General features: G+C 65.3%; 15 protein-coding genes. 8 read left to right on the forward strand and 7 right to left on the reverse strand.

The genetic code is table 11. The features are described 5' to 3' along the window. Positions 1 to 126: 126 nt before the first annotated feature. From recD to AB5Y54_RS04455, 6 genes are all read right to left on the reverse strand, one after another. Complete coding sequence (gene recD, locus AB5Y54_RS04430; protein ID WP_368153283.1) at positions 127 to 2181, reverse strand: exodeoxyribonuclease V subunit alpha; 2055 nt, start codon at positions 2179 to 2181, stop codon at positions 127 to 129. A gap of 8 nt (positions 2182 to 2189) precedes the next feature. After that, positions 2190 to 5804 (reverse strand): exodeoxyribonuclease V subunit beta, encoded by a 3615-nt coding sequence (gene recB / locus AB5Y54_RS04435; protein WP_368153284.1) that lies wholly within the window; start codon positions 5802 to 5804, stop codon positions 2190 to 2192. Further along, positions 5804 to 9160, reverse strand: a complete 3357-nt coding sequence (gene recC, locus AB5Y54_RS04440) for an exodeoxyribonuclease V subunit gamma (RefSeq protein WP_368153285.1) — start codon at positions 9158 to 9160, stop codon at positions 5804 to 5806. The genes recB and recC overlap by 1 nt, the downstream gene beginning before the upstream one ends. A 233-nt stretch (positions 9161 to 9393) precedes the next feature. Further along, a complete protein-coding gene (locus AB5Y54_RS04445) occupies positions 9394 to 9786 on the reverse strand; it encodes a DoxX family protein (RefSeq protein ID WP_010675909.1) in 393 nt (130 codons plus the stop codon). A gap of 83 nt (positions 9787 to 9869) precedes the next feature. Next, positions 9870 to 10556 carry a pirin family protein gene (locus AB5Y54_RS04450; protein WP_010675910.1) on the reverse strand — a complete coding sequence of 229 codons (687 nt, stop codon included), beginning with the start codon at positions 10554 to 10556 and terminating at the stop codon, positions 9870 to 9872. A gap of 30 nt (positions 10557 to 10586) precedes the next feature. Continuing rightward, positions 10587 to 10919, reverse strand: coding sequence for a hypothetical protein (locus tag AB5Y54_RS04455; RefSeq protein WP_041211883.1), 333 nt, complete (start codon positions 10917 to 10919; stop codon positions 10587 to 10589). A gap of 256 nt (positions 10920 to 11175) precedes the next feature. Here AB5Y54_RS04455 and AB5Y54_RS04460 point away from each other — a divergent pair, with 256 nt between their 5' ends. Continuing rightward, on the forward strand, positions 11176 to 12090 hold the full coding sequence (locus AB5Y54_RS04460) for a LysR family transcriptional regulator (RefSeq protein WP_010675912.1): 915 nt from the start codon (positions 11176 to 11178) through the stop codon (positions 12088 to 12090). 443 nt (positions 12091 to 12533) lie between these two features. After that, the gene (locus AB5Y54_RS04465) at positions 12534 to 13298 is read left to right on the forward strand and encodes a helix-turn-helix transcriptional regulator (protein WP_010675913.1); all 765 of its coding nucleotides are present in this window, start codon (positions 12534 to 12536) and stop codon (positions 13296 to 13298) included. A gap of 48 nt (positions 13299 to 13346) precedes the next feature. Here the strand turns inward: AB5Y54_RS04465 and AB5Y54_RS04470 are convergent, their stop codons facing one another. Then, complete coding sequence (locus AB5Y54_RS04470) at positions 13347 to 14159, reverse strand: UTRA domain-containing protein (RefSeq protein WP_182956431.1); 813 nt, start codon at positions 14157 to 14159, stop codon at positions 13347 to 13349. A gap of 183 nt (positions 14160 to 14342) precedes the next feature. On the opposite strand from AB5Y54_RS04470, the gene AB5Y54_RS04475 reads away from it, so the two are divergent. From AB5Y54_RS04475 to AB5Y54_RS04500, 6 genes are all read left to right on the forward strand, one after another. Next, on the forward strand, positions 14343 to 15389 hold the full coding sequence (locus tag AB5Y54_RS04475) for an ABC transporter substrate-binding protein (protein ID WP_368153286.1): 1047 nt from the start codon (positions 14343 to 14345) through the stop codon (positions 15387 to 15389). Positions 15390 to 15399: 10 nt separating this feature from the next. Continuing rightward, entirely contained in the window at positions 15400 to 16233 is an 834-nt protein-coding gene (locus AB5Y54_RS04480; RefSeq protein ID WP_143236968.1) for an alkaline phosphatase family protein, read from the forward strand. After that, positions 16233 to 17129 (forward strand): ABC transporter permease subunit, encoded by an 897-nt coding sequence (locus AB5Y54_RS04485; RefSeq protein ID WP_104454902.1) that lies wholly within the window; start codon positions 16233 to 16235, stop codon positions 17127 to 17129. Before AB5Y54_RS04480 ends, AB5Y54_RS04485 begins: the two co-directional genes overlap by 1 nt. Continuing rightward, the gene (locus AB5Y54_RS04490) at positions 17122 to 17898 is read left to right on the forward strand and encodes an ABC transporter permease (RefSeq protein ID WP_039040132.1); all 777 of its coding nucleotides are present in this window, start codon (positions 17122 to 17124) and stop codon (positions 17896 to 17898) included. The genes AB5Y54_RS04485 and AB5Y54_RS04490 overlap by 8 nt, the downstream gene beginning before the upstream one ends. A 6-nt stretch (positions 17899 to 17904) precedes the next feature. Then, positions 17905 to 18912 carry an ABC transporter ATP-binding protein gene (locus AB5Y54_RS04495; protein ID WP_202016954.1) on the forward strand — a complete coding sequence of 336 codons (1008 nt, stop codon included), beginning with the start codon at positions 17905 to 17907 and terminating at the stop codon, positions 18910 to 18912. A 65-nt stretch (positions 18913 to 18977) separates the two neighbouring features. Next, positions 18978 to 19637, forward strand: a complete 660-nt coding sequence (locus AB5Y54_RS04500) for an HAD family phosphatase (protein WP_041214057.1) — start codon at positions 18978 to 18980, stop codon at positions 19635 to 19637. The last annotated feature ends 14 nt before the right edge of the window (positions 19638 to 19651 follow it).

A 19651-nucleotide genomic window follows, 5' to 3' on the forward strand; every position in this document is an offset into this window, starting at 1 on the left:
AGAATTATTTTATAATTTCGTACCCATATAAATATTTATACCAGCGTTTCATTGCATCACGTTTGTAGGTTTAATTAGCCAGGCCTAATCAAATACCGGTAAATCCCTTTACCGCCGTCCAATAGTTCACTCCCCCAACCTCTCCGCCAATCCGGAATAACGCTCGGTCTTTTTCCGCACGGCTTGTGCCAGCAGGGCGCGATCGCCGTAGAGATCGAGGCGGGCCTTGGCGCGGGTGATGCCGGTATACACCAGCTCGCGGGTCAGGAGCGGGCTGGGGCTGTCGGGCAGCACCAGCACGGTGTGGGCAAACTCCGACCCCTGGGATTTGTGGATGGTCATGGCGTAGACCGTCTCATGGGGGGGCAACCGGCTGGGCAGCAGGGCCCGCAGGGTGCCGTCCGGCTGCTCGAACCACACCTTGAGCCGCCCGATGTCATCGGGCAGGCAGAGCCCCATGTCGCCGTTGTAGAGGCCGACCCCGTGGTCGTTGCGCACCACCATCACCGGGCGGCCCGCATACCAGTCGCCGTCACGCTGGATCAGCCCTGCCTTGGCGAGGGCCAGTTCGAGCCGCTCGTTCAGCCCCGTCACCCCGAAGGGGCCGTCCCGCAGGGCGCAGAGGATCTGGAAGCCGTTGAACGCCTTGAACACCGCAGCCGGGTCCTCGCCGGCCCGGGCCGCCTTGAGGTAGCTGCCATAACCGGCCACCCCCTCGGCAATCAGGGCGTTGTAAGCCTCCCCCGCCCAGGGGTGCAGGCGGATGTCGCCAAATCCTGCGCCCCAGACCGCCTCCACCGCCGCCCCGTCGCCGCTGTTGCAGGCCCGCGCCAACTGGCCGATGCCCGAATGCTGGTCAAAGCGCCAGCTCTTGGAAAGCAGGCAGAGGCTGTCGCGTACCGGTGCCCCGGCGGGCGTGCCTTGCAGGCGATAGCCGGTCTGGCGGGAGAGCCAATCCGCCTGCGCCGGGCTGATGCCCTGTTCGATAAAGCTGCAGATATCCCCGAGCACGGCCCCCGCCTCCACCGAGGCGAGCTGATCCTTGTCGCCGAGCAGGATGAGGCGGGCATGGCGGGGCAGCGCGTCCAGCAGGCGCGCCATCATGGGCAGGTCCACCATGGAGGCCTCGTCCACCACCAGCAGGTCGAGGTGCAGCGGGTTGCCTCTGTGATGGCGGAACTGGCTGCGCCCGGGGATCACCCCGAGCAGCCGATGCAGGGTACCCGCCTCGGTGGGGATGGCCTCCACCCACTCGGGGGGCAGATCCAGGGCCTGCAGGGCAGCGCCTATGCTCTCGGTCAGACGCGCCGCCGCCTTGCCGGTGGGGGCCACCAGCCGGATCGCCGGGGCCTTGCCCCCTTGCAGGCCGGTCTCCACCAGGATGGCGAGGAGCTTGGCCACCGTGGTGGTCTTGCCGGTGCCGGGGCCGCCGGAGATGACCGCGAAGGGGCGCGCCGCCGCCGTGGCCGCCGCCAGCTTCTGGCCGTTGCAGCAGAGCGCCTCGGGCACCAGGGTATCCAGCCGCTCCAGCTCGCTGGCCGCCTGGGCGCTTTTTAGCAGGGTCTCCACGGCGGGCCACTCCACCTCATGGGGGAAGACCAGATCCAGGTACTTCTCCACAAAGTGGCGGACGGAGAAATCCGGTGCGAGGCGGGCCTTGAGCAGGGCCCCGAACACCAGGCCGTAGTCGCGGGCAAAGAGGCGTGACAGGGCCGGGGCAATCTCCGGCCATTCGGCCCGTTCACTCAAGGCGCTAAGGTGGCGGGCCACCCCCAGCTCAAAGTCGTGGTAGCGGGTGAGGTAGAGGCGATCCCCCCAGAGCCGCAGGGGCCAGCGGGGGGGCTCTCCCTCCTCCTGTTCGCTCCCCACCAGGGGGCTGGCCGCAAAGAGGGCGGGCCAGCTCGCAGGATCCGCGAGATCCGCCAGCAGATCCCGGCTCTGATCCGGATCCAGCCCGAAGGGGCGCGAGGATCCCTGCCCGTCACCGCCCTGAGCAAGCATCGCCAGCGGCAGGCAGACATGGCCACGCCCCAGCTCATGGCAGGCGAGCGCGGCCCCCAGCACCAGCTCGGGGCTGCCGCCCAGGTCGGCCACCAGCCTGGCGAATTGCAGGTCAAGCTGGCGGATGCGCCCCGCCAGCGCCAAGGCTTTCAGCCGCTCTATCATGGTTTCGCCCTTCATCTCGCCCCTCATGCCTCTGCCTTGTTCGATTTTTCTAAACGATGATCGTCAGACGTCACACCTTTACTAAACAACTCGTCCAGCCCCAGCACCAGTTCCCGGCTGGGCCGGGCATGGAAAATGCCCCCTTGGGGCATGCCGCGCAGGAAGAGATAGAAGACCCCGCCAAAATGCCGGTCGAAATCGTAGCCCGGCAGCCGCAAGGCGAGCAGCCGGTGCAGGGCCAGCGAATAGAGCTGGTATTGCAGATCGTAGCGATGCTCGCGCATGGCCCGCTCCAGGGCCGGGCGGCCGTAATCGGCGGGGCTCATGCCAAGGTGGTTCGATTTGTAGTCGAGCAGATACCAGCGCCCCTGCCACTCGAACACCAGGTCGATGAAGCCCTTGAGCATCCCCTGCACGGTGGCAAAACCGAGCGGCTTGCCGCCCCGCGACAGGGGGTCGTGCTGCTGGCAGAGTGCGGTGAGCGCCGGTGCCGTCACCCGCCCCATGGGCAGAAAAAACTCCAGCTCCACCTGTTTGCGCTCGGGTGCCAGATCCCGCAGCCGCACCGGATCCCCAAGGCCGGTCTCAAGGGGGGTATCCAGCACCGCCTCCACCTGCTGTTGCAGCACGGGGGCCCAGCCTTCGTCGAACCCCTCCTGGGTCAGCAGGGCGGCGATGTGCTGTGCCAGCGACTCGCCCTTCGCGTGCTCGAAGTCGATGGTCTCGAACAGGCTGTGGAGCAGGGTGCCGGGACGCGCCCCCTTGGGGAAGGTGAAGATGGAAGGGGCGGGCGCCTCCTCTTCCTGCACGGTGACGGCAGCTTCGGTGGCCACCTCGTCGTCGAAGCCGGGGTTGGCCAGCACCCCCTTGCCGTGGCCGTTGCCCTGGGCCGCGAGCCCGGAGTAGGAGCTGATCCACCAGTCCCGCTCAAGCTGCCCCTGGAACGCGCGCACGGTGGGCTCACCCGGTTTCTCCGCTTCGGCGGGCAGCGGGGCCGGGCGGGTGAGCGAGGGCTCACCGACGGCCACTCCCGGCAGGGCCTGGGCCAGGTCGGTGAGGGCGGTCGCCAGTGTCCCGGCGTCCCCCTCCTCCCCCTTTTGCAGCAGGTAGCCGATGGCGGTGCGGTGCAGGTCGGTCTTCTCCGACTTGCCCGCCCCGGAGCGCACCGGCGCCAGCCCGAGCCAGGTGGCATAGACCCCCCGGGTCAGGGCCACGTAGAGCAGGCGCAAGTCTTCGGCGAGGCGTTCCTTGTCGGCCTCGGCCAGGGACTCTTCGGCACCGGTGAGATCGAGCACGGTGCGATTGCCCGCCTCCCCCGTTTCGTGGAACAGGGGGGTGTCGGCGGCGCGGTGGCTGCAAATGAACGGCAGGAAGACCAGCGGGTACTCCAGCCCCTTGGATTTGTGGATGGTGACGATCTGCACCAGCTTGCGCTCGGACTCCAGGCGAAGTATCTGCTCCCCGTCCTGGCCGTTGGGCTGGCTCACCGCCTCCCCGAGCCAGCGCAGCAGGGCGTACTCCCCGTCCAGCTCGCCGCTCGCCTGTTGCAGCAGCTCGCCGAGATGGAGGAAGTTGGTCAGCCGCCGCTCCCCGTAGGGGCTCGCCAGCAGGGAGGCGGCGAGGTTGCGCCCGTGCATCAGGGCCCGCAGCATGGCCAGCACCCCGTGGCGATGCCAGACCGCGCGGTATCCCATGAACTCCTGCACCGCGCTCTCCCAGGCCCGTTCGTCCGAGGCCAGCGCGTCCAGGGCCCTGGCATCGAGATCGAACAGGCCGGTGGCGAGCGCCGCCCGCAGGCTTCGCTCATCGCTCGGGTTCTGGCAGGCGTGCAGGATCAGCAGGATCTCCCGCGCCTCCACCTGGGCCAGCACGCTCTCGCGGTTCGACAGATAGACGGAGGCGATGGCAAGGCGCGCCAGCTCCTGCTGCACCAGCTTGCCCTCGGCGCCGGTGCGCACCAGCACGGCGATATCCCCGGCCCTGACCGGCTCGCTGCCGAGCATCGCCTTGCCCTCCCGGGCCAGCGTGAGCAGGCGATGGATCTCCGCCGCCGTGGCGCGGGCCATCCTGCTCTGGTACTCCCCCTTGTTGAAGGTGGGCTGACCGGTGAGCTGCCAGCAGTGCAGCACGGGGGCGGTCTGCCCCTCGATCAGCAGTGCCCGGCTCTTGCCCTGCGCCTCCACCGGCAGGAAGGGGATGTCCGCCTCGTAGATGAAGGGATCCTTCGCCCGCTCGAACAGGCCGTTGACCGCCGCCACCAGGGCGCGGCTTGAGCGCCAGTTGCGCCCCAGGGTGTAGTGGGCGCTCACATTTCGCCGCGCCTGGATGTAGGTAAAGATGTCGGCGCCACGAAAGCCGTAGATGGCCTGCTTGGGGTCGCCGATCATCAGGAGCGCCGTGTCCTGGTGACCGCCGTAAAGGCGATGGAAGATGCGGTACTGCTGGGGGTCGGTATCCTGGAATTCATCGATCATGGCGACCCGGTAGGTGGCGCGGATGCGCTCGCACAGCCGCTCCCCCAGGCCCGAGCCGAGCGCCCCGTCGAGATCCCGCAGCAGATCGTCGAAGGAGAGCTGATGGGCCTGGCGCTTGCTCTCCTGCATTCGGCTGCGCACCACCCTGGCCGCCCGCTGCAAGACGAGATCCCGGATGCCGGGTCGGCTCGCCAGCAGGGCGTCTATCTCGCCAAAGAGCGGCAGGGTGGGCACCGTTCCCCCCTTCTTGAGGTTCTCCTCCAGCGCCTGCTGGCCGAAGCGCTCCAGCTCCTTGGGGAGGACGTAGCCGCTGGCCTCGTCCTGCGCCCAGTCGCCAATCTTGGCAAGCCACCCCTCGTAGTTCTTGCCGGTGTAACGGCTGATCTGCCCCTCGGTCTGGCGGCGGATCTCGTCCGTCTGCGCCAGCCACCCGGCTTTCACCGCCCCGATGCGGGCCATGGCGACGCTGTGCCGCGCCGCCAGGGTCTCGTCCCCCGCCACCGGGCGGATCTCCAGCTCGTCGTTGTCGAGCCAGCTCCCCATCTCCCGCAGCAGGGCGGCGGGGCTCGGCCAGAGCCTTCGCACCGCCCGGGCCAGGGGCTGATCCACCGGATAGAACTCGGCGCGCCAGTAGTCACTCACCGCCTGCAGCCGGAGCCGGCTGTCGTCGGTCAAAAATTCGGTTTCAAAGAGGGCGCCCGACTCGAAGGCGTTCTGCCTGAGCATCCGCTGGCAGAAGCCGTGGATGGTGAAGACCGCCGCCTCGTCCATCTGCCGCTCGGCGGCCAGCAGGCGACGGGCCGCCAGATCGTGATCCTCCACCTCCACCAGCAGTTGGGCCAGCAGGGTATCCGTGCTGTGACCGCGCATAAAGGCGAGACGCGCCTCGTGGATGCGGGCGCGGATCCGCCCCCTCAGTTCGGCGGTGGCCGCCTCGGTAAAGGTCACCACCAGGATCTCGGTCACCGACAGGGGCCGCTCGTGGGCACAGGGCTGACCGGCGTCTCCCCCCTCCTCGCCTGCTTGTTCGATAACCGGGCCGTGGCCCAGCAAGAGGCGCAGATAGAGGCCCGCGATGGTATAGGTCTTGCCGGTCCCGGCGGAGGCCTCGATCAGCCGCTCGCCATAGAGGGGGAAACGCAGGGGATTGAGCGGGTTAGCCATTATTGCAACTCCTCCAGCGCCTGATGGAGCGGGGTCAGGTGTTCACGGGCCAGCCCCTGCAACTGGGCCAGCACCTCGTCATCGAGTTCCGGGAAGCAGCGGGCGACATAGACGTCCTGCCCCTCTCCCGTCACCATGTAGCCGCCGTTGAAGCGGGCAAGCGCCGCCTTGTCGGCCTCCTCCGGCTTTGCCGGATCCTTCTCGATCGCCTTGAACCACTCCCAGGCGGTGCTCGGGAAGAAGGGCAGCGGCCGCTTCATCCCCTGGGTCCAGAGGGCCACCAGGGCCGCCAACCTGGGCCGCGCCTCGTCCGCCGCAAGCCTCGGCAGCCGCAGACTCTGTTTGGCATCGAACAGCAGGGTGTCGCCGGGGGCGCTGCTCAATGAGAGGCAAAGGTGCTGGATCCAGGCCAGCAGCAGATCCTTGCCGTTGAAGCTGCCGGGTTTGACCACCAGCGCTCGTCCCTTCTGGGTGTCTATCCAGCCCTGGAGCTGCCTCTGGGCCAGGGCGATGTCGATCTCCACCGCCTGTTTGTCCCCCGTCCAGGGGCGCAGCCGCGCCGCCAGCTTGCCCATCTCGCCGTCGATCTCCTCCAGCAGCAGGCTGCCGAACCACCCTTGCGGCAACAGGCCGGAGAGTTGCAGCCGGTAACGACGGGCCTCGCTCTCCCCTTCGGTCAGATGGGCATCCAGCAGCAGCGCCTTGAGCTGATAGTGCTGCAGGCCGTCCAGCTCGAAGGGCTCGCTGTCTTCGATGGTCGCCTCCTCCAGCTCGAACCACACCTTGAGGCGGCGGTTGAGGAAGTACCTGGCGGGCTGGCGATAGAAGCGCAGCAGCTCCGCCAGCTCCAGCCCCTGCTCCCTGCCCCACTCCGCAGGCAGGGGCAGATCGCCGCTCTGGAAGTTGGCGGCCCCCCGCTCGGGGCTCAGGGCCGGCAGCCAGTCGGCGGCATAGGTGAAGAGACCGGAGCCGGGCTCGGGGTAAAAGTAGGCCGGGCTGTAGGGGGTGAGGGGGTGCGCCACGATCAGGTGTTCGAGCAGCCGCTGGCCCGAGGTGTCGTCGTCGAGATCTTCATCCCCCGCCAGCACGAAGCCCTGGCGCACGTAGTCGATGAGCTCCGCCAGCAGCACGGAGGGCACCTTCTCGCTGTTGTCCTGGGCGCTGAACCCCTGATAGCTGATGTAGAGCCCCTGCTGGGCACTGAGGAGCGCCTCGAGGAAGAGGTAGCGGTCGTCATCCCGGCGGGATCGGTCCCCGCGCCGCGAGGCCACCGCCATCAGATCGAAGCCCATGGGGGGCAGGGTGCGCGGGTAGACGCCGTCGTTCATGCCGAGCAGGCAGACCTGGCGGAAGGGAATGGAGCGCATCGGCATCAGGGTGCAGAAGTTGACCTGACCGGCGAGGAAGCGCTGGCTGGAGCGGGACTCCCCCAGCACGCTGCCGAGGTAGTCCTGCAACAGGTCGGCACTGATGGCCTGCTCGAAGCGGGCCTCGCCGAGCTGGGCCTGCCAGTCGGTGAGCTGGCTGCGGATGAGCTGGAGCTGGCGCTCTTCATCCTCGTCGGCGAGATAGAAGCGCTCCAGCAGCGCCAGCAGGCAGGCGTGCCATTCGGCCAGCGGCTGCGCCTGTTGCAGCCGGGGCAGAAACTCCGCCAGGGAGTCGACGAACCAGGCGAGCTTGCCGAGGATCAGCCCCTGCTGCCCCTCGATGTCCGCATAGGGCAGGATCCCCGCTACCGGCTCCCCGTCCCCCATGGCAAAGCCCAGCAGCATGCGCCGCAGGCCGAACAGCCAACTGTTGCCGGACAGACGCGGCAGCGCGAAGCGCTCGGGATAGTCGTCATCCAGCCCCCAGCGGATGCCGGTCTCCTGCACCCAGCGCCGCAGCACGTTGAACTCGTCGTCGTCCAGCTCGAAGCGGCGCAGCACGGCGGGCACCTCCAGGATGGCGAGCAGCTCCCCCGCCCCGAAGCGGGCGTTCGGCAGCCTGAGCAGGGCGAGGAAACTTTGCAGCAGCGGGCTCTCCTGGCTCGCCGCCCGATCGGAGATCGCAAAGGGGATCTGGCCGCGGGCCCCGCCCCGCCCCTTGCCGCCCTCCTTGCCAAAGACGGCCTGGATGTAAGGGCCGTAGCTGTTGACGTCCGGCATCATCACCACCACGTCTTTGGGGGTGAGGGTGGGATCCTGCTCGAACAGGGCCAGCAGCCGGTCATGCAGCACCTCGAGCTCCCGCATGGGGCCGTGGCAGGCGTGGATCTGCAAAGTGCCGTCATCCAGGCTGACAGGGCTCTTGTGGTGGCTGGCATCGAGACTGAACTCGCCGGCCCCCCGTTCCGCCAGCTCCAGCACGTCTTTCTGGATCGCCCGCAGCAAGGTGACCTTGCCCTCATCGTCGCGATCCTCGATGTCGACGAAGGCCTCGATCTGCGGCACCTCCAGCTCCATCAGCTGGTGCAGGTAGTCGCGCCCCAGCTTGCCCATGGAGGCGAGCAAGGGGTTGGCGGGGCCCTGCAGGGTCTCGAGATCCGTGCCGGGCTTGAGCTTGTTTTCGAGGCGCGCCAGGGTCTTGCGATCGAGCAAGTCCCCCCAGTAGTAGCGGCAGGGGTTGGTCACAAACAGGTGTACCTCCACCTCGGGGCGGCTGCCGAGGGCCAGCAGGGCCTCCACATAGCGGGGCGGCAGGGCCGAGATGCCGAACACGAAGACCCGTTGCGGCAGCCTGCCCGGCAGATCCCGGGTGCGCTCCAGCTCGTGGATGAAGGCCTCGTAGAGGTTGGCGCGGTGGTAGCCGCTGGGGCTGAGGGCCAGGGTGCGGGCCACCAGCTCGCGCCAGAGCTCGGGCTGCCAATCCTGACCGCTCACTCCGGCCAGCTCCTGGCTCAATCCTTCCCCCTCTTCCCAGCGGGCGATCCAGTCCGGCCGGTAGACCAGATACTGGTCGAACAGATCCGCCACCTTCTGGCAGAGCTGCCAGAGCCGCACCTGCTCCGGCGCCTCCCCGTCACTGCCCCCCAGATAGGCCGCGAGGGGCGCAAAGGCGGGTCTGCCGAGCAGGGTGGGCAGAATGGTCATCAGGTGCCAGCTCATGGCTCCCTTGTTGTAGGGGCTCTGGCGCGGCACGTCCGCCAGCACCCGGGTGAACATCTCCCAGATGAAACTCGCGGGCAGGGGAAAGTCGATGTTGGCGGCGATGCCGAACGCCTTGGCCAGCTCCAGCTTGAGCCACTGGGCCATGCCGGGACTCTGCACCAGGATCTGCTCCCGATCGAAGGGGTGGGAGAGCGGAGCCTGCCGGATGCGGCTCACCAGCAGCTCCTTGAGCAGATCCAGCTGATTGGAGTGGTAGAGGGTAAACATGGACGACTCCCGCCAATTTCATGAAGAGGGGGTGCGCGGGGGGGACACTCTCTGGCATTCCCGTCACGGCACGCGAATCGGGATTGTCGGGGATCGGGGGATAAGATGCAAAAGGCACTTGTGGCGTCCGGACTGCGCGCCGTCACACAGATGGCATCCCCGGGAAGCGGGCACAAAAAAGCCGGTGCAGGGCACCGGCCAAAAGGCGTTGGAAAACTTGAAACGTCAGGGTATTACCAGTGCTTGCCGAGGCGGGCATCCAGGCTGAAAGCCCCTGCACCGGCCGCCGCCAGGGCCAGGAAACCACCGGCCACGGAGACGTTCTTCATGAACATCAGCATCTGCATCTGCTCGGCAGGCTGATAGTGGAAGATGAAGGCGGCCATCAGGGTGAAACCGGCCAGCAGCACAGAGAGGCTGCGGGTAAACAGGCCCAGCATGATGGCAAGACCGCCACCCAGCTCCAGCAGGATCACCAGGGGCAGCATGAACCCGGGCACGCCCATGGCTTCCATGTAACCCTGGGTACCGGCGTAACCGCCGATCTTGCCCCAGCCAGCCATCACGAACATCAGCGCCAGCAGTACACGACCCACCAGCAGTGCCACATCTTTCATCTTGTCCATCGTCATATTCCTTTGCTTACCATCATGGTATTTACAGTGTAAAAGCTAATTGTTAACTCATTCATTTCGCCAAGATTTTTCTATCAAGGCAGGTCAAACAGCAGGGCTTCACTCCCCCTGGAGGCGGTGAGCACCCAGCTCGACTCGTCGCGGCTGAGCAGCCCGTCGCCGGGTCGGGCAGCCAGACCGTTGCCGGTCAGCTCCCCTGAAATCATGTGCAGGTAACCATGACGCCCTTGCAATGCCCACTCGAGGGTCTCCCCTTCTGCGAGCTGCAGACGCCACACTCTGGCCTGCTGGCGGATCCTGAAGGATCCCGCCTCGCCGTCCGGTGACGCCACCAGCGTCATCCCGGGCTTGTTTTCAATCTTCTTCTGCTGATAACCCGGGGTCGTGCCGTGTTCATTCGGCTCGATCCAGATTTGCAGCAGGGAGAGCGGCTCGGTCTGCGAGGGGTTGTACTCGCTGTGCCGGATGCCGGACCCTGCGCTCATCAGCTGGAAATCCCCCGCCGGGATCTGCTCGGCGTGGCCGAGGCTGTCCTTGTGCTCTATGGTGCCTTGCAGCACGCAGGTGAGGATCTCCATGTTGGCGTGAGGGTGGGTCGCGAAACCGCCACCCGGCGCCACCCGATCCTGATTGATGACCCGCAGAGCAGAGTGTCCCATCCATTCCGGGTCATAGTAGTGACCGAAGGAGAAGCTGTGACGGGCATCCAGCCAGCCAAAGTTGGCCTTGCCCCGTGCTTCTGCGGCTCTCAATTTCATCATGGTGTGCTCCTCACTGACCAAGTTGGTTCATTAACGCTGGCGACCGTCACCCAGACCGAAGGGGATGCGGTAGCTGCTGCTTTCGTTGCCCAGGCTCACCGTCAGCTTGCCCTGGGTGCGGCTCGGGATGGCGACCTGCTGGGTGCCCATCAGGTTGGCGTGGACGGAAGCCAGCAGATCACCGGACTCGTCGCGCACCTCCAGCATGGGGTTGGCCTTGCCGTCCATCGCGGCGGTGGCGCTCCAGTTGACGAACAGCACGCCCGGGGCGGCATTGAAGTCAGCGGGAACGGAAGCCTGGGCGGCACCTGCGGTCATCAGGCCTGCAACGGCCAGCATCTTGATTACGTTTTTCATGTTCATTCACTCTCTTGGGTTTTATGTCATTGCCAAGGCCCCTTGGGCCCGAATCAATGCATCCATGCAAGAGATCATTCAAATACTATGTTGTTCTTTTGCTGACATCAGACATCGTGTTGGGGATGTCTCAGCCCGGAACTACCTTTTATTTGGCTGCCAGGCGTTCCTGCCTAAGCGTTGATTGAATATTAAAGTGACTTCCCCTAAGTTGTTAGCGAGATAATCTGGTAAACACATTCAAAAAAATTGAAGGTTGGATATGGCCAAGGAATCGAACAAGGAGCGGGCGCTGACCCTGGAGGCGATCCGGGTGCTGGACGCCATCGACCGTCGTGGCAGCTTCGCGGCGGCGGCCGACGAGCTGGGCAAGGTGCCTTCGGCGCTGAGCTACACGGTACAAAAGCTGGAAGACGAGCTGGACGCCATGCTGTTCGACCGCAGCGGCCACAGGACCAAGTTCACCCCGGCGGGCCGCATGCTGCTGGAGCGGGGCCGGGTGCTGCTGGAGGCGGCCGAGCACCTGGTGGGGGAGACCCGGGCCCTCTCCCGTGGCTGGGAGACCGACATCACCATCGCCGTCGATGCCTTGATGCCGGTACAGGCTCTCTACCCCCTGGTGGATCGGCTGGCCGAACAGACCGATACCCGGCTGAGGTTTCGCGCCGAGGTGCTGGCGGGCAGTTGGGAGTGCCTGGAAGATGGCCGCGCCGACCTGCTCATCTCCTCCCTCAATGCCGATATCGCCATGACCGGCATCAAGCACCAGGTGCTCAGGGAGGAGGTGATGCTCTACGTCGCCCACCCCGATCACCCCCTGCATCAGGAACCCGAGCCCCTGGCGGACGAGACCCTGCGCCGCTATCGCGCCATCGCGGTGGCCGACACGGCACTGCGCAAGCCGGTGCTCACCTACCGCCTGCTCGACAAGCAGCCGCGCCTGACCGTCAGCACCATGGGGGAGAAGCGGGACGCCCTGCTGGCGGGGCTCGGCATCGGCACCATGCCGCAACGCTGGATTGAAGAGGACATCAAGGCGGGCAGACTCAAGGTGATCAGTCCCGAATATCGCCACCAGATCCAGGTCGTGCTGGCCTGGCGGAGAGACACCATGGGCAAGGCCAAGAGCTGGCTGGTGCGGGAGATCCCCAAGCTGTTTGCCGGTCAGGGGGAATAAAGGACTGCCTTCCGGGGTCGGTGGCGCAGGAAGTACCAAAACTGCGCCCCATTCTTGACGACGGGCTCAGATTCGGAGAAAAGAAAAAAAGCGGACCTCTTGCGAGTTCCGCTCAATGCCAGGAAAGAATAAAACCTTGCGGTTAAAAAAACCCTTAAATTGGAAGCAAACAATCGTTTTCTCAACCAGGAAGGTATTGAATCCGATTCGTGTTGAATTATGTGCGATGTAATATGCATCACCAGCAAAATGTTGAAAGGTTGAAGGATATGCACCACCGAGTGTCACTTTCTGCCACCTTGCACCACAACTGGTCAGGCCATTTCCGCCATTATCACCGGGTTACCCTCCTCTGGTTTTTCTAGGTGTCAAAATTTGAGCCCGATACAGACAAACCACTCAATTTCTGACACGACTAAAAATGCAGATAAAGGAATAGTTGCATGACCTACAGCCAGACACTGGCCAATCACATCCTCGACACCCTGAAGAAAACCCTGACCGACAAGGGGATCCGCTATCAGACCCTGGCAGAAGCCATGGGAGTTTCCATCGCCACCGTGAAGCGCATGATGAACAAGCCCTCCCTGCCGTTCGACACCCTGCTGGAGATCTGCCATCTGGTGGGACTCTCCTTCGAAGAGCTGCTGGACCGGACCCAGGATGCCCAGAGCCGCCGGGCCGTCTTTACCCAGGAGCAGGATGAGGCGTTTCACAAGGAGCCGGGGCTCTATGCCTTTCTCGCCAACATCTTCTGGCGCGACAAGACCCTTATCGATCTCAAGCGGGAGTACGGCCTGACCGATGCCTCCTGCTACCTCTATCTGCGCAAGCTGGAGAAACTCGGCATCCTGCAGCTTGGCATCGACAACAGCTACCACTTCCTCATCAGCGAGCGCATCAGCTTCGAGCAGCACAGCCGTTTCGCCCGCCAGCAGGCGCGCCAGGCCATGTCGGTGCTGGGGGACTATCTGGTGGAGAACATGCACAGGCCCAACAACTACATGGCGCTGTGCCAGCTCCATCTGGGGGAGAGCGAGGCCATGGCGCTGATCGATCGCATGAAGGAGTACTGGCATCAGGAGCTCAAGCTCAACCGCCCCGCCATCGGCCAGCGGGAGGGCAGCAAGACCTACACCATGTCGCTGCAACTGGCCGACTGCGGCTACCAGAGCTTCGACGATCTGATCCCCAACATCGACAACTGATCCCGGTGGATCCTGCGGGATCCGCCATGTCAGCGCGCCAGAACGCCGCTACTCTGCCAGTTGCACCTGCCGCGCACCGGTGGCGAGCGGTTGCAGTGCCCGGGTATCCAGGCAGATGCGGATGGCGTCCGGTCGCCAGTGCTCGATGTCGCAATCCACCAGCTTCCCTTCCTCGTCATGATTGACCCGCACCAACCGCAGCACGGCACTCCCCTGGGCCAGGTTGAGGGCGCGGGCTATCTCTCCCCGGGCCGCCGACGGGGTGATCTCGAGGCTCGCCCAGCCCTGGCCTATGTCATAGCGCTGCCGGTAGAGCTCGGTGAGGGAGCTGGCCAGGGGAGCGCTGGCGATGCCGGGGAAGCGGCTCGCCAGCAGGTGATGGCTGACGTGGAGCACGGGGCGACCGTCGATCAGCCGCTGGCGGCGGATCTCGTAGAGCGGCGTAAAGGGTTCCAGACCCATCCAGCGGCACAACTCGCTGCTGGCAAGCTGGTTGCCATGGGCCAGCACCCGGGTCTCGGCGGTGCGCTGCTGCTCGCCAATCCACTGGTGAAAGTGGGTGTGGATGGCGGGATCGTAGGTGAGGCGAGGCGGCGCCACGAACCAGCCGCGCCGCTCGGCCCGGTAGATGAGGCCGTCCGCCTCGAGGCTGGAGAGCGCCTCCTTGATGGTGATGCGGGTGGTGGCGAATCGCTCGCTCAGGGCCCGTTCGGCGGGCAGCTGCTGCCCCGCCGCCAGGTGTCCGCTGCCGATATAGCGGCGTAGGGTCCGGCAAATCTGTTCGCACTTGGAGGGTATGCGGCCATCAGTCATCCCCTGTTCACTCAATCGCTCTGTCACTGTCACATCCCTGTCGGTCATTCGGGTTTGCACACCACTGGAGTAGACCAGAGGTTGTCGACCCCGAGTTGTAACCGCCCCTGATGACAGCGCCATGACAGGGCGATTGTCACGAAACTGCCATCAAAGCGCCCCGCCACCGTCATATTTCCCCTCTAGCATCCCTCTCGAACCTTAACTGACCTAGTCCAGAGGGATGGGATGATGAAAAGCGTGATCGCAAGTGCACTGGCCCTGGTGGCCATCAGTCAACCGCTGTTTGCCGCCGAGAACATCGCGGATCTCGAAAAAGCCGCCCGCGGTGAGGGCCAGCTCCAGAGCGTCGGCATGCCGGACAGCTGGGCCAACTGGAAGGATACCTGGCAGCAGCTCGGCAGCATCTACGGCATCAAGCATCAGGATACCGACATGAGCTCCGCCCAGGAGATCGCCAAGTTCGCCGCCGAGAAGACCAACGCCACCGCCGACATCGGCGACGTGGGCGGCGCCTTCGGCCCGGTGGCGGTCAAGCAGGGGGTCACCCAGCCCTACAAGCCCTCCACCTGGGCCGACATTCCCAACTGGGCCAAGGATGCGGATGGCCACTGGATGCTGGCCTATACCGGCACCATCGCCTTCCTGATCAACAAGGATCTGGTCAAGGCCGCCCCCACCAGCTGGCAATCCCTGCTGGGTGGCGACTACAAGGTGACCCTGGGTGACGTAGGCGTCGCCTCCCAGGCCAACAACGGCGTGCTGGCGGCGGCCTATGCCACCGGCGGCAGCGAGAAGAATCTGAAACCCGCCCTGGATCTGTTCGGCAAGCTGGCCAAGCAGGGCCGTCTGTCGCTGAACGACCCGACCATCGCCAACATCGAGAAAGGCGAAGTGGAAGTGGGGGTGCTGTGGGACTTCAACGCCCTCAACTACCGCGACCAGATCGACCCCAAGAAGTTTGATGTGGTGATCCCGAGCGACGGCTCCGTCATCGCCGGCTACACCACCATCATCAACAAGTGGGCCAAGAACCCCAACGCCGCCAAGTTGGCGCGGGAATACATCCTCTCCGATGCCGGTCAAATCAACCTGGCCCGTGGCTACGCCCGCCCCATTCGCAGCAACGTGACCCTGCCGGATGACGTGAAAGCCAAGCTGCTGCCGGCCGAGCAGTATGCCAACGCTAAGCCGGTGCAGGATCACGCCGCCTGGGAGCAGAGCTCCAAGGCCCTGCCGCGCCAGTGGCAGGAAACCGTCATGATCAACATGCAGTAAGGAGTGGCCAGTGCAACACAAGGTGATAGTGGTACTTGTGGATGGCCTGGCAGCAGAGGTAGCCCATTGCATGGGCTACCTCTGTGGCATGGTGGAGGCAGAACGCGGCCTGCATACGACCCTGAGTGCCGCCCTGCCCTCCCTCTCCCGCCCTCTCTACGAGTGCATCCTGACCGGCGTGCTGCCGGTGGCGAGCGGCATCACCCACAACGGGGTGACGCGCCTGAGCCAACACGACGCCATCTTCCATCTGGCCCGGGCCGCGGGCAAACGCACCGCAGCGGCGGCCTACCACTGGGTGAGCGAGCTCTACAACCAGAGCCCCTGGCTGGCGGCCCGCGATCGCTTCACTCACGATGAGCAACTGCCCATCCAGCACGGCTGCTTCTACTGGGACGACGGCTACCCCGACAGCCATCTGCTGATGGACGGCGAGTGGCTGCGCAGCCAGTACGACCCCGATTTTCTGCTGATCCACCCCATGGGAGTGGACGATGCGGGCCACCAGTTTGGCCTCGATTCCCGCCAGTACCGCAATCAGGCGCGCCGCATGGACAGCCTGCTGGCCGACCTGCTGCCCCAGTGGCTGGCGGAGGGGTATCAGGTGGTGATCACCTCGGATCACGGCATGAACAACGATCTCAGCCATGGCGGCACCCTGGCCGAGGAGCGCACCGTGCCACTCTGGCTCTTTGGCGATGCCTTCGTCGAGCGCTGGCCGGATGGGGTGGCGATCGCCCAGACCCAGCTCTGCGCCCTGATGGCGGATCTGCTGGGAGTTCCCCACGACAAGCCGGCAGCCCCCCCGCTGCTCAAGGCGGCCTTTATGCGCGAGGTGCACTGATGATGCCTGCCACCACCGAGATCCTCGCGGATCAACAGGTGAAGCCACGCCGGGTGCGCCGCCACTGGCTGCCGGCCCTCGTGCTGCTGCCCTTTGTCCTCTTGATGATCCTGTTCCAGCTCGCCCCCATGGTGTGGGTGCTGGTGGGCAGCGTCCAGACCCCCGATGGCTGGGGTCTCGACCACTACCGGGAGATTTTGAGCTCCCCCTTCTATCTGCAATCCTTCGGCAACTCGTTGCGCATCGCCGGCATCGCCAGCCTGGCGGGGCTCGCCATCGGCACCCTCGGGGCCGCGGCGCTGCGCCACTGTGGCGAGCGGGTCAAGCGGGTGCTGCTGGCTTTCGTCACCATGACGGGCAACTTCAGCGGCGTGCCGCTGGCGTTCGCCTTCATCATCGTGCTCGGCATCAACGGTGCGGTGACCCTGCTGCTCAAATCCTGGGGCCTCATCGACGGCTTCAACCTCTATTCGGGCAGCGGCCTTATCCTGATTTACACCTACTTCCAGATCCCCCTCGCCCTGCTGCTGCTCTACCCGGCATTCGATGCGCTACAGGATGAGTGGCCCCAGGCCGCCGCCCTGCTCGGCGCGAGCAAGGGGCAGTATGTATGGCACGTTGCGCTGCCGGTGCTGACGCCCGCCTTGCTCGGCACCCTGATCATCCTGTTTGCCAACGCGGTGGGGGCCTATGCCTCCGCCTACGCCCTCACCACCGGCAACTTCAACCTGGTGACCATCCGGGTGGCCAGTCTGGTCTCCGGCGACATCTTCCTCGAGCCGAATCTCGCGGCGGCGCTGGCGGTGATCCTGATGGTGCTGCTGGGGGTAGTGACAGCCGCCAACCAGTGGCTGCTGAAAAAGAGCTATGTGAACAAGGGGCAATCCCATGCATGATTTGACGCCGCGCTGGCCCAGATGGGTGCTGGGGGCGCTGGTCGCCACCCTGCTGCTGCCGCTGCTGGCCACCTTTCTCTACTCCATCTCCACTCGCTGGGGGGCGACCCTGCTGCCGGATGGCTTCACCCTCGACTGGTATCTCAAGCTCTGGGGCGACCCGCGCTTTCTGGCGGCCTTTGGCCGCAGCCTCCTGGTCTGTTTCGCCACCCTGCTGCTGGGGACCCTGGTGCTGGTGCCCACCGTGCTGGTGGTGGCCTACTACTTCCCCAGGCTGGATCCCTGGATGAACCTCTTGATCCTGCTCCCCTTCGCGGTGCCGCCCGTGGTCTCCTCGGTGGGCTTGCTGCAGATTTACGCCGACGGCGTCCTGCCCATCATCGGCACCCCCTGGATCCTGATCGGCACCTGGTTCACCGTGGTGCTCCCCTTCATGTACCGGGCGCTGGCCAACAGCCTGCAGGGGGTGCCGCTCAAGGATCTGATGGATGCCGCTCACCTGCTGGGGGCGAGCAGCGCCCGCGCCTTCCTGCTGGTGGTGATCCCCTGCCTGCGCAAGGGGCTGCTGGCGGCGCTGTTTCTCTCCCTCTCCTTCCTGCTCGGCGAGTTCGTGTTTGCCAACATGCTGGTGGGCACCCGTTACGAGACCCTGCAGGTCTACCTCTACAACATGCGTGCCACCTCGGGCCACTTCACCAGCGCCCTGGTGATGAGCTACTTCCTGCTGACCCTGCTGCTCACCTGGGCAGCTAACAGATTTCATCGGTGAATCAACATGTTCCATCTAGAAGTGAATCAACTGCACAAATCCTACGGTGACACCAAGGTGTTCGAGGGAATTGAATTCGGCATCCGCAAGGGGGAGCTGGTGACCCTGCTTGGCCCCTCCGGCTGCGGCAAATCCACCCTGCTGCGGGCGCTGGCCGGGCTCACCCCGGTGGATGGCGGTCAGGTGCGGGTAGCCGGTGAGGAGATCACCTGGCAGGCACCCCAGAAGCGGGGCATCGGCATGGTGTTCCAGAGCTATGCGCTCTTCCCCAACATGACGGTGTGGGACAACGTCGCCTTCGGCCTCAAGATGAAGCCCCAGCCGGGGCGGGATCTCGCCGCCAGCGTGCAGGAGGCGCTGGCGCTGGTGGAGCTGACCGGCTTCGAGCGCCGCTATCCGGCCGAGCTCTCCGGCGGCCAGCGCCAGCGGGTGGCGCTGGCCCGGGCCCTGGTGGTGCAACCCCGGATCCTGCTGCTGGATGAGCCGCTCTCGGCGCTGGATGCCCGCATCCGCCGCAGCCTGCGCCAGCAGATCCGCGCGATCCAGCAGCGCCTCGAGCTCACCACCATCTTCGTGACCCACGATCAGGAGGAGGCGCTGACCCTGTCGGATCGGATCTTCCTGATGAACAAGGGGTCCATCGTCCAGAGCGGCACACCGGAGCAGATCTACACCCGCCCCGCCAGCGAGTTCGTGGCGGGCTTTATCGGCAACTACAACCTGCTGGATGGCGAGCAGGCCAAATCCCTGTTCGGCCCGCGCTTTCGCGGCAAGCTGGCGCTGCGGCCGGAGTCCATCACCCTGCTGCCCGCCGGGGCGGTCAGCCACGAGCCCAGCCTGCCCGGCATCGTTCGCCAGCAGCAGCTGCTCGGCAACGTCATCCGCTATCAGGTGGAGTGCGAGGCAGGGCTGTTGACGGTGGATTGCCTCAACCGCCGTGCCGGCGATCTGCTGCCGGTGGGCAGCGCCGTGACCCTGGTGGTGGCCCGGGATCAACTCTGTGAGGTAGCATAACGCCATGAATCCCATTCATTTTTCAGCCAGTACCCCGATGCTGGCAGCCAACCCGAGGAGCAGCCATGGCCCTGGCACTGTTTGATCTGGACGAGACCCTGATAGCGGGGGATTCCGCCAGCCTCTGGCTGGAGTACATGGTGGCCCAGGAGCTGGCCCCGGCGGGCATGGTGGCCGAGGAGCAGGCCATGATGTCCCTCTACCACCAGGGCAAGATGGACATGCACCAGTACATGGCCTTCACCCTGCAACCGCTGGCAGGCAGGACGCGCCAGTGGCTCGACTCCCTCTGCACCCGCTTTGCCGAACAGGTGCTGCGGGAGCGTCTCTACCCCGAGGGGCTGGCCCGCATCGAGTGGCACCGCCAGCGTGGCGACGAGCTGGTGCTCATCTCCGCCTCCGGCGAGCATCTGGTGGCCCCCATGGCGCAGATGCTGGGGATGGATCACTGCGTGGCCATCCTGCTCGACGAGGAAGCAGGCATGCTGACCGGCCAGACCCGCGGCACCCTGAGTTTTCGCGAAGGCAAGGTGGCCCGCATCAACCAGCTCTTTGCCGGAAAGGAACACCTCTGGCAGGGGAGCTTTGGCTACAGCGATTCCCACAACGATCTGCCCATGCTGCGGGCGGTGAGCCATCCCCATGCGGTCAATCCGGCCCCCGCCCTGCGCCAGTGCGCCGAGGAGCTGGGCTGGCCCCTCTGGACCTGGCAGTTGCACCCTTGATCCGCGCAATGAAG

The organism is Aeromonas sp. s9, assembly GCF_040907765.1.
In the GTDB taxonomy this organism is placed as follows: Bacteria; Pseudomonadota; Gammaproteobacteria; order Enterobacterales; family Aeromonadaceae; genus Aeromonas; species Aeromonas caviae.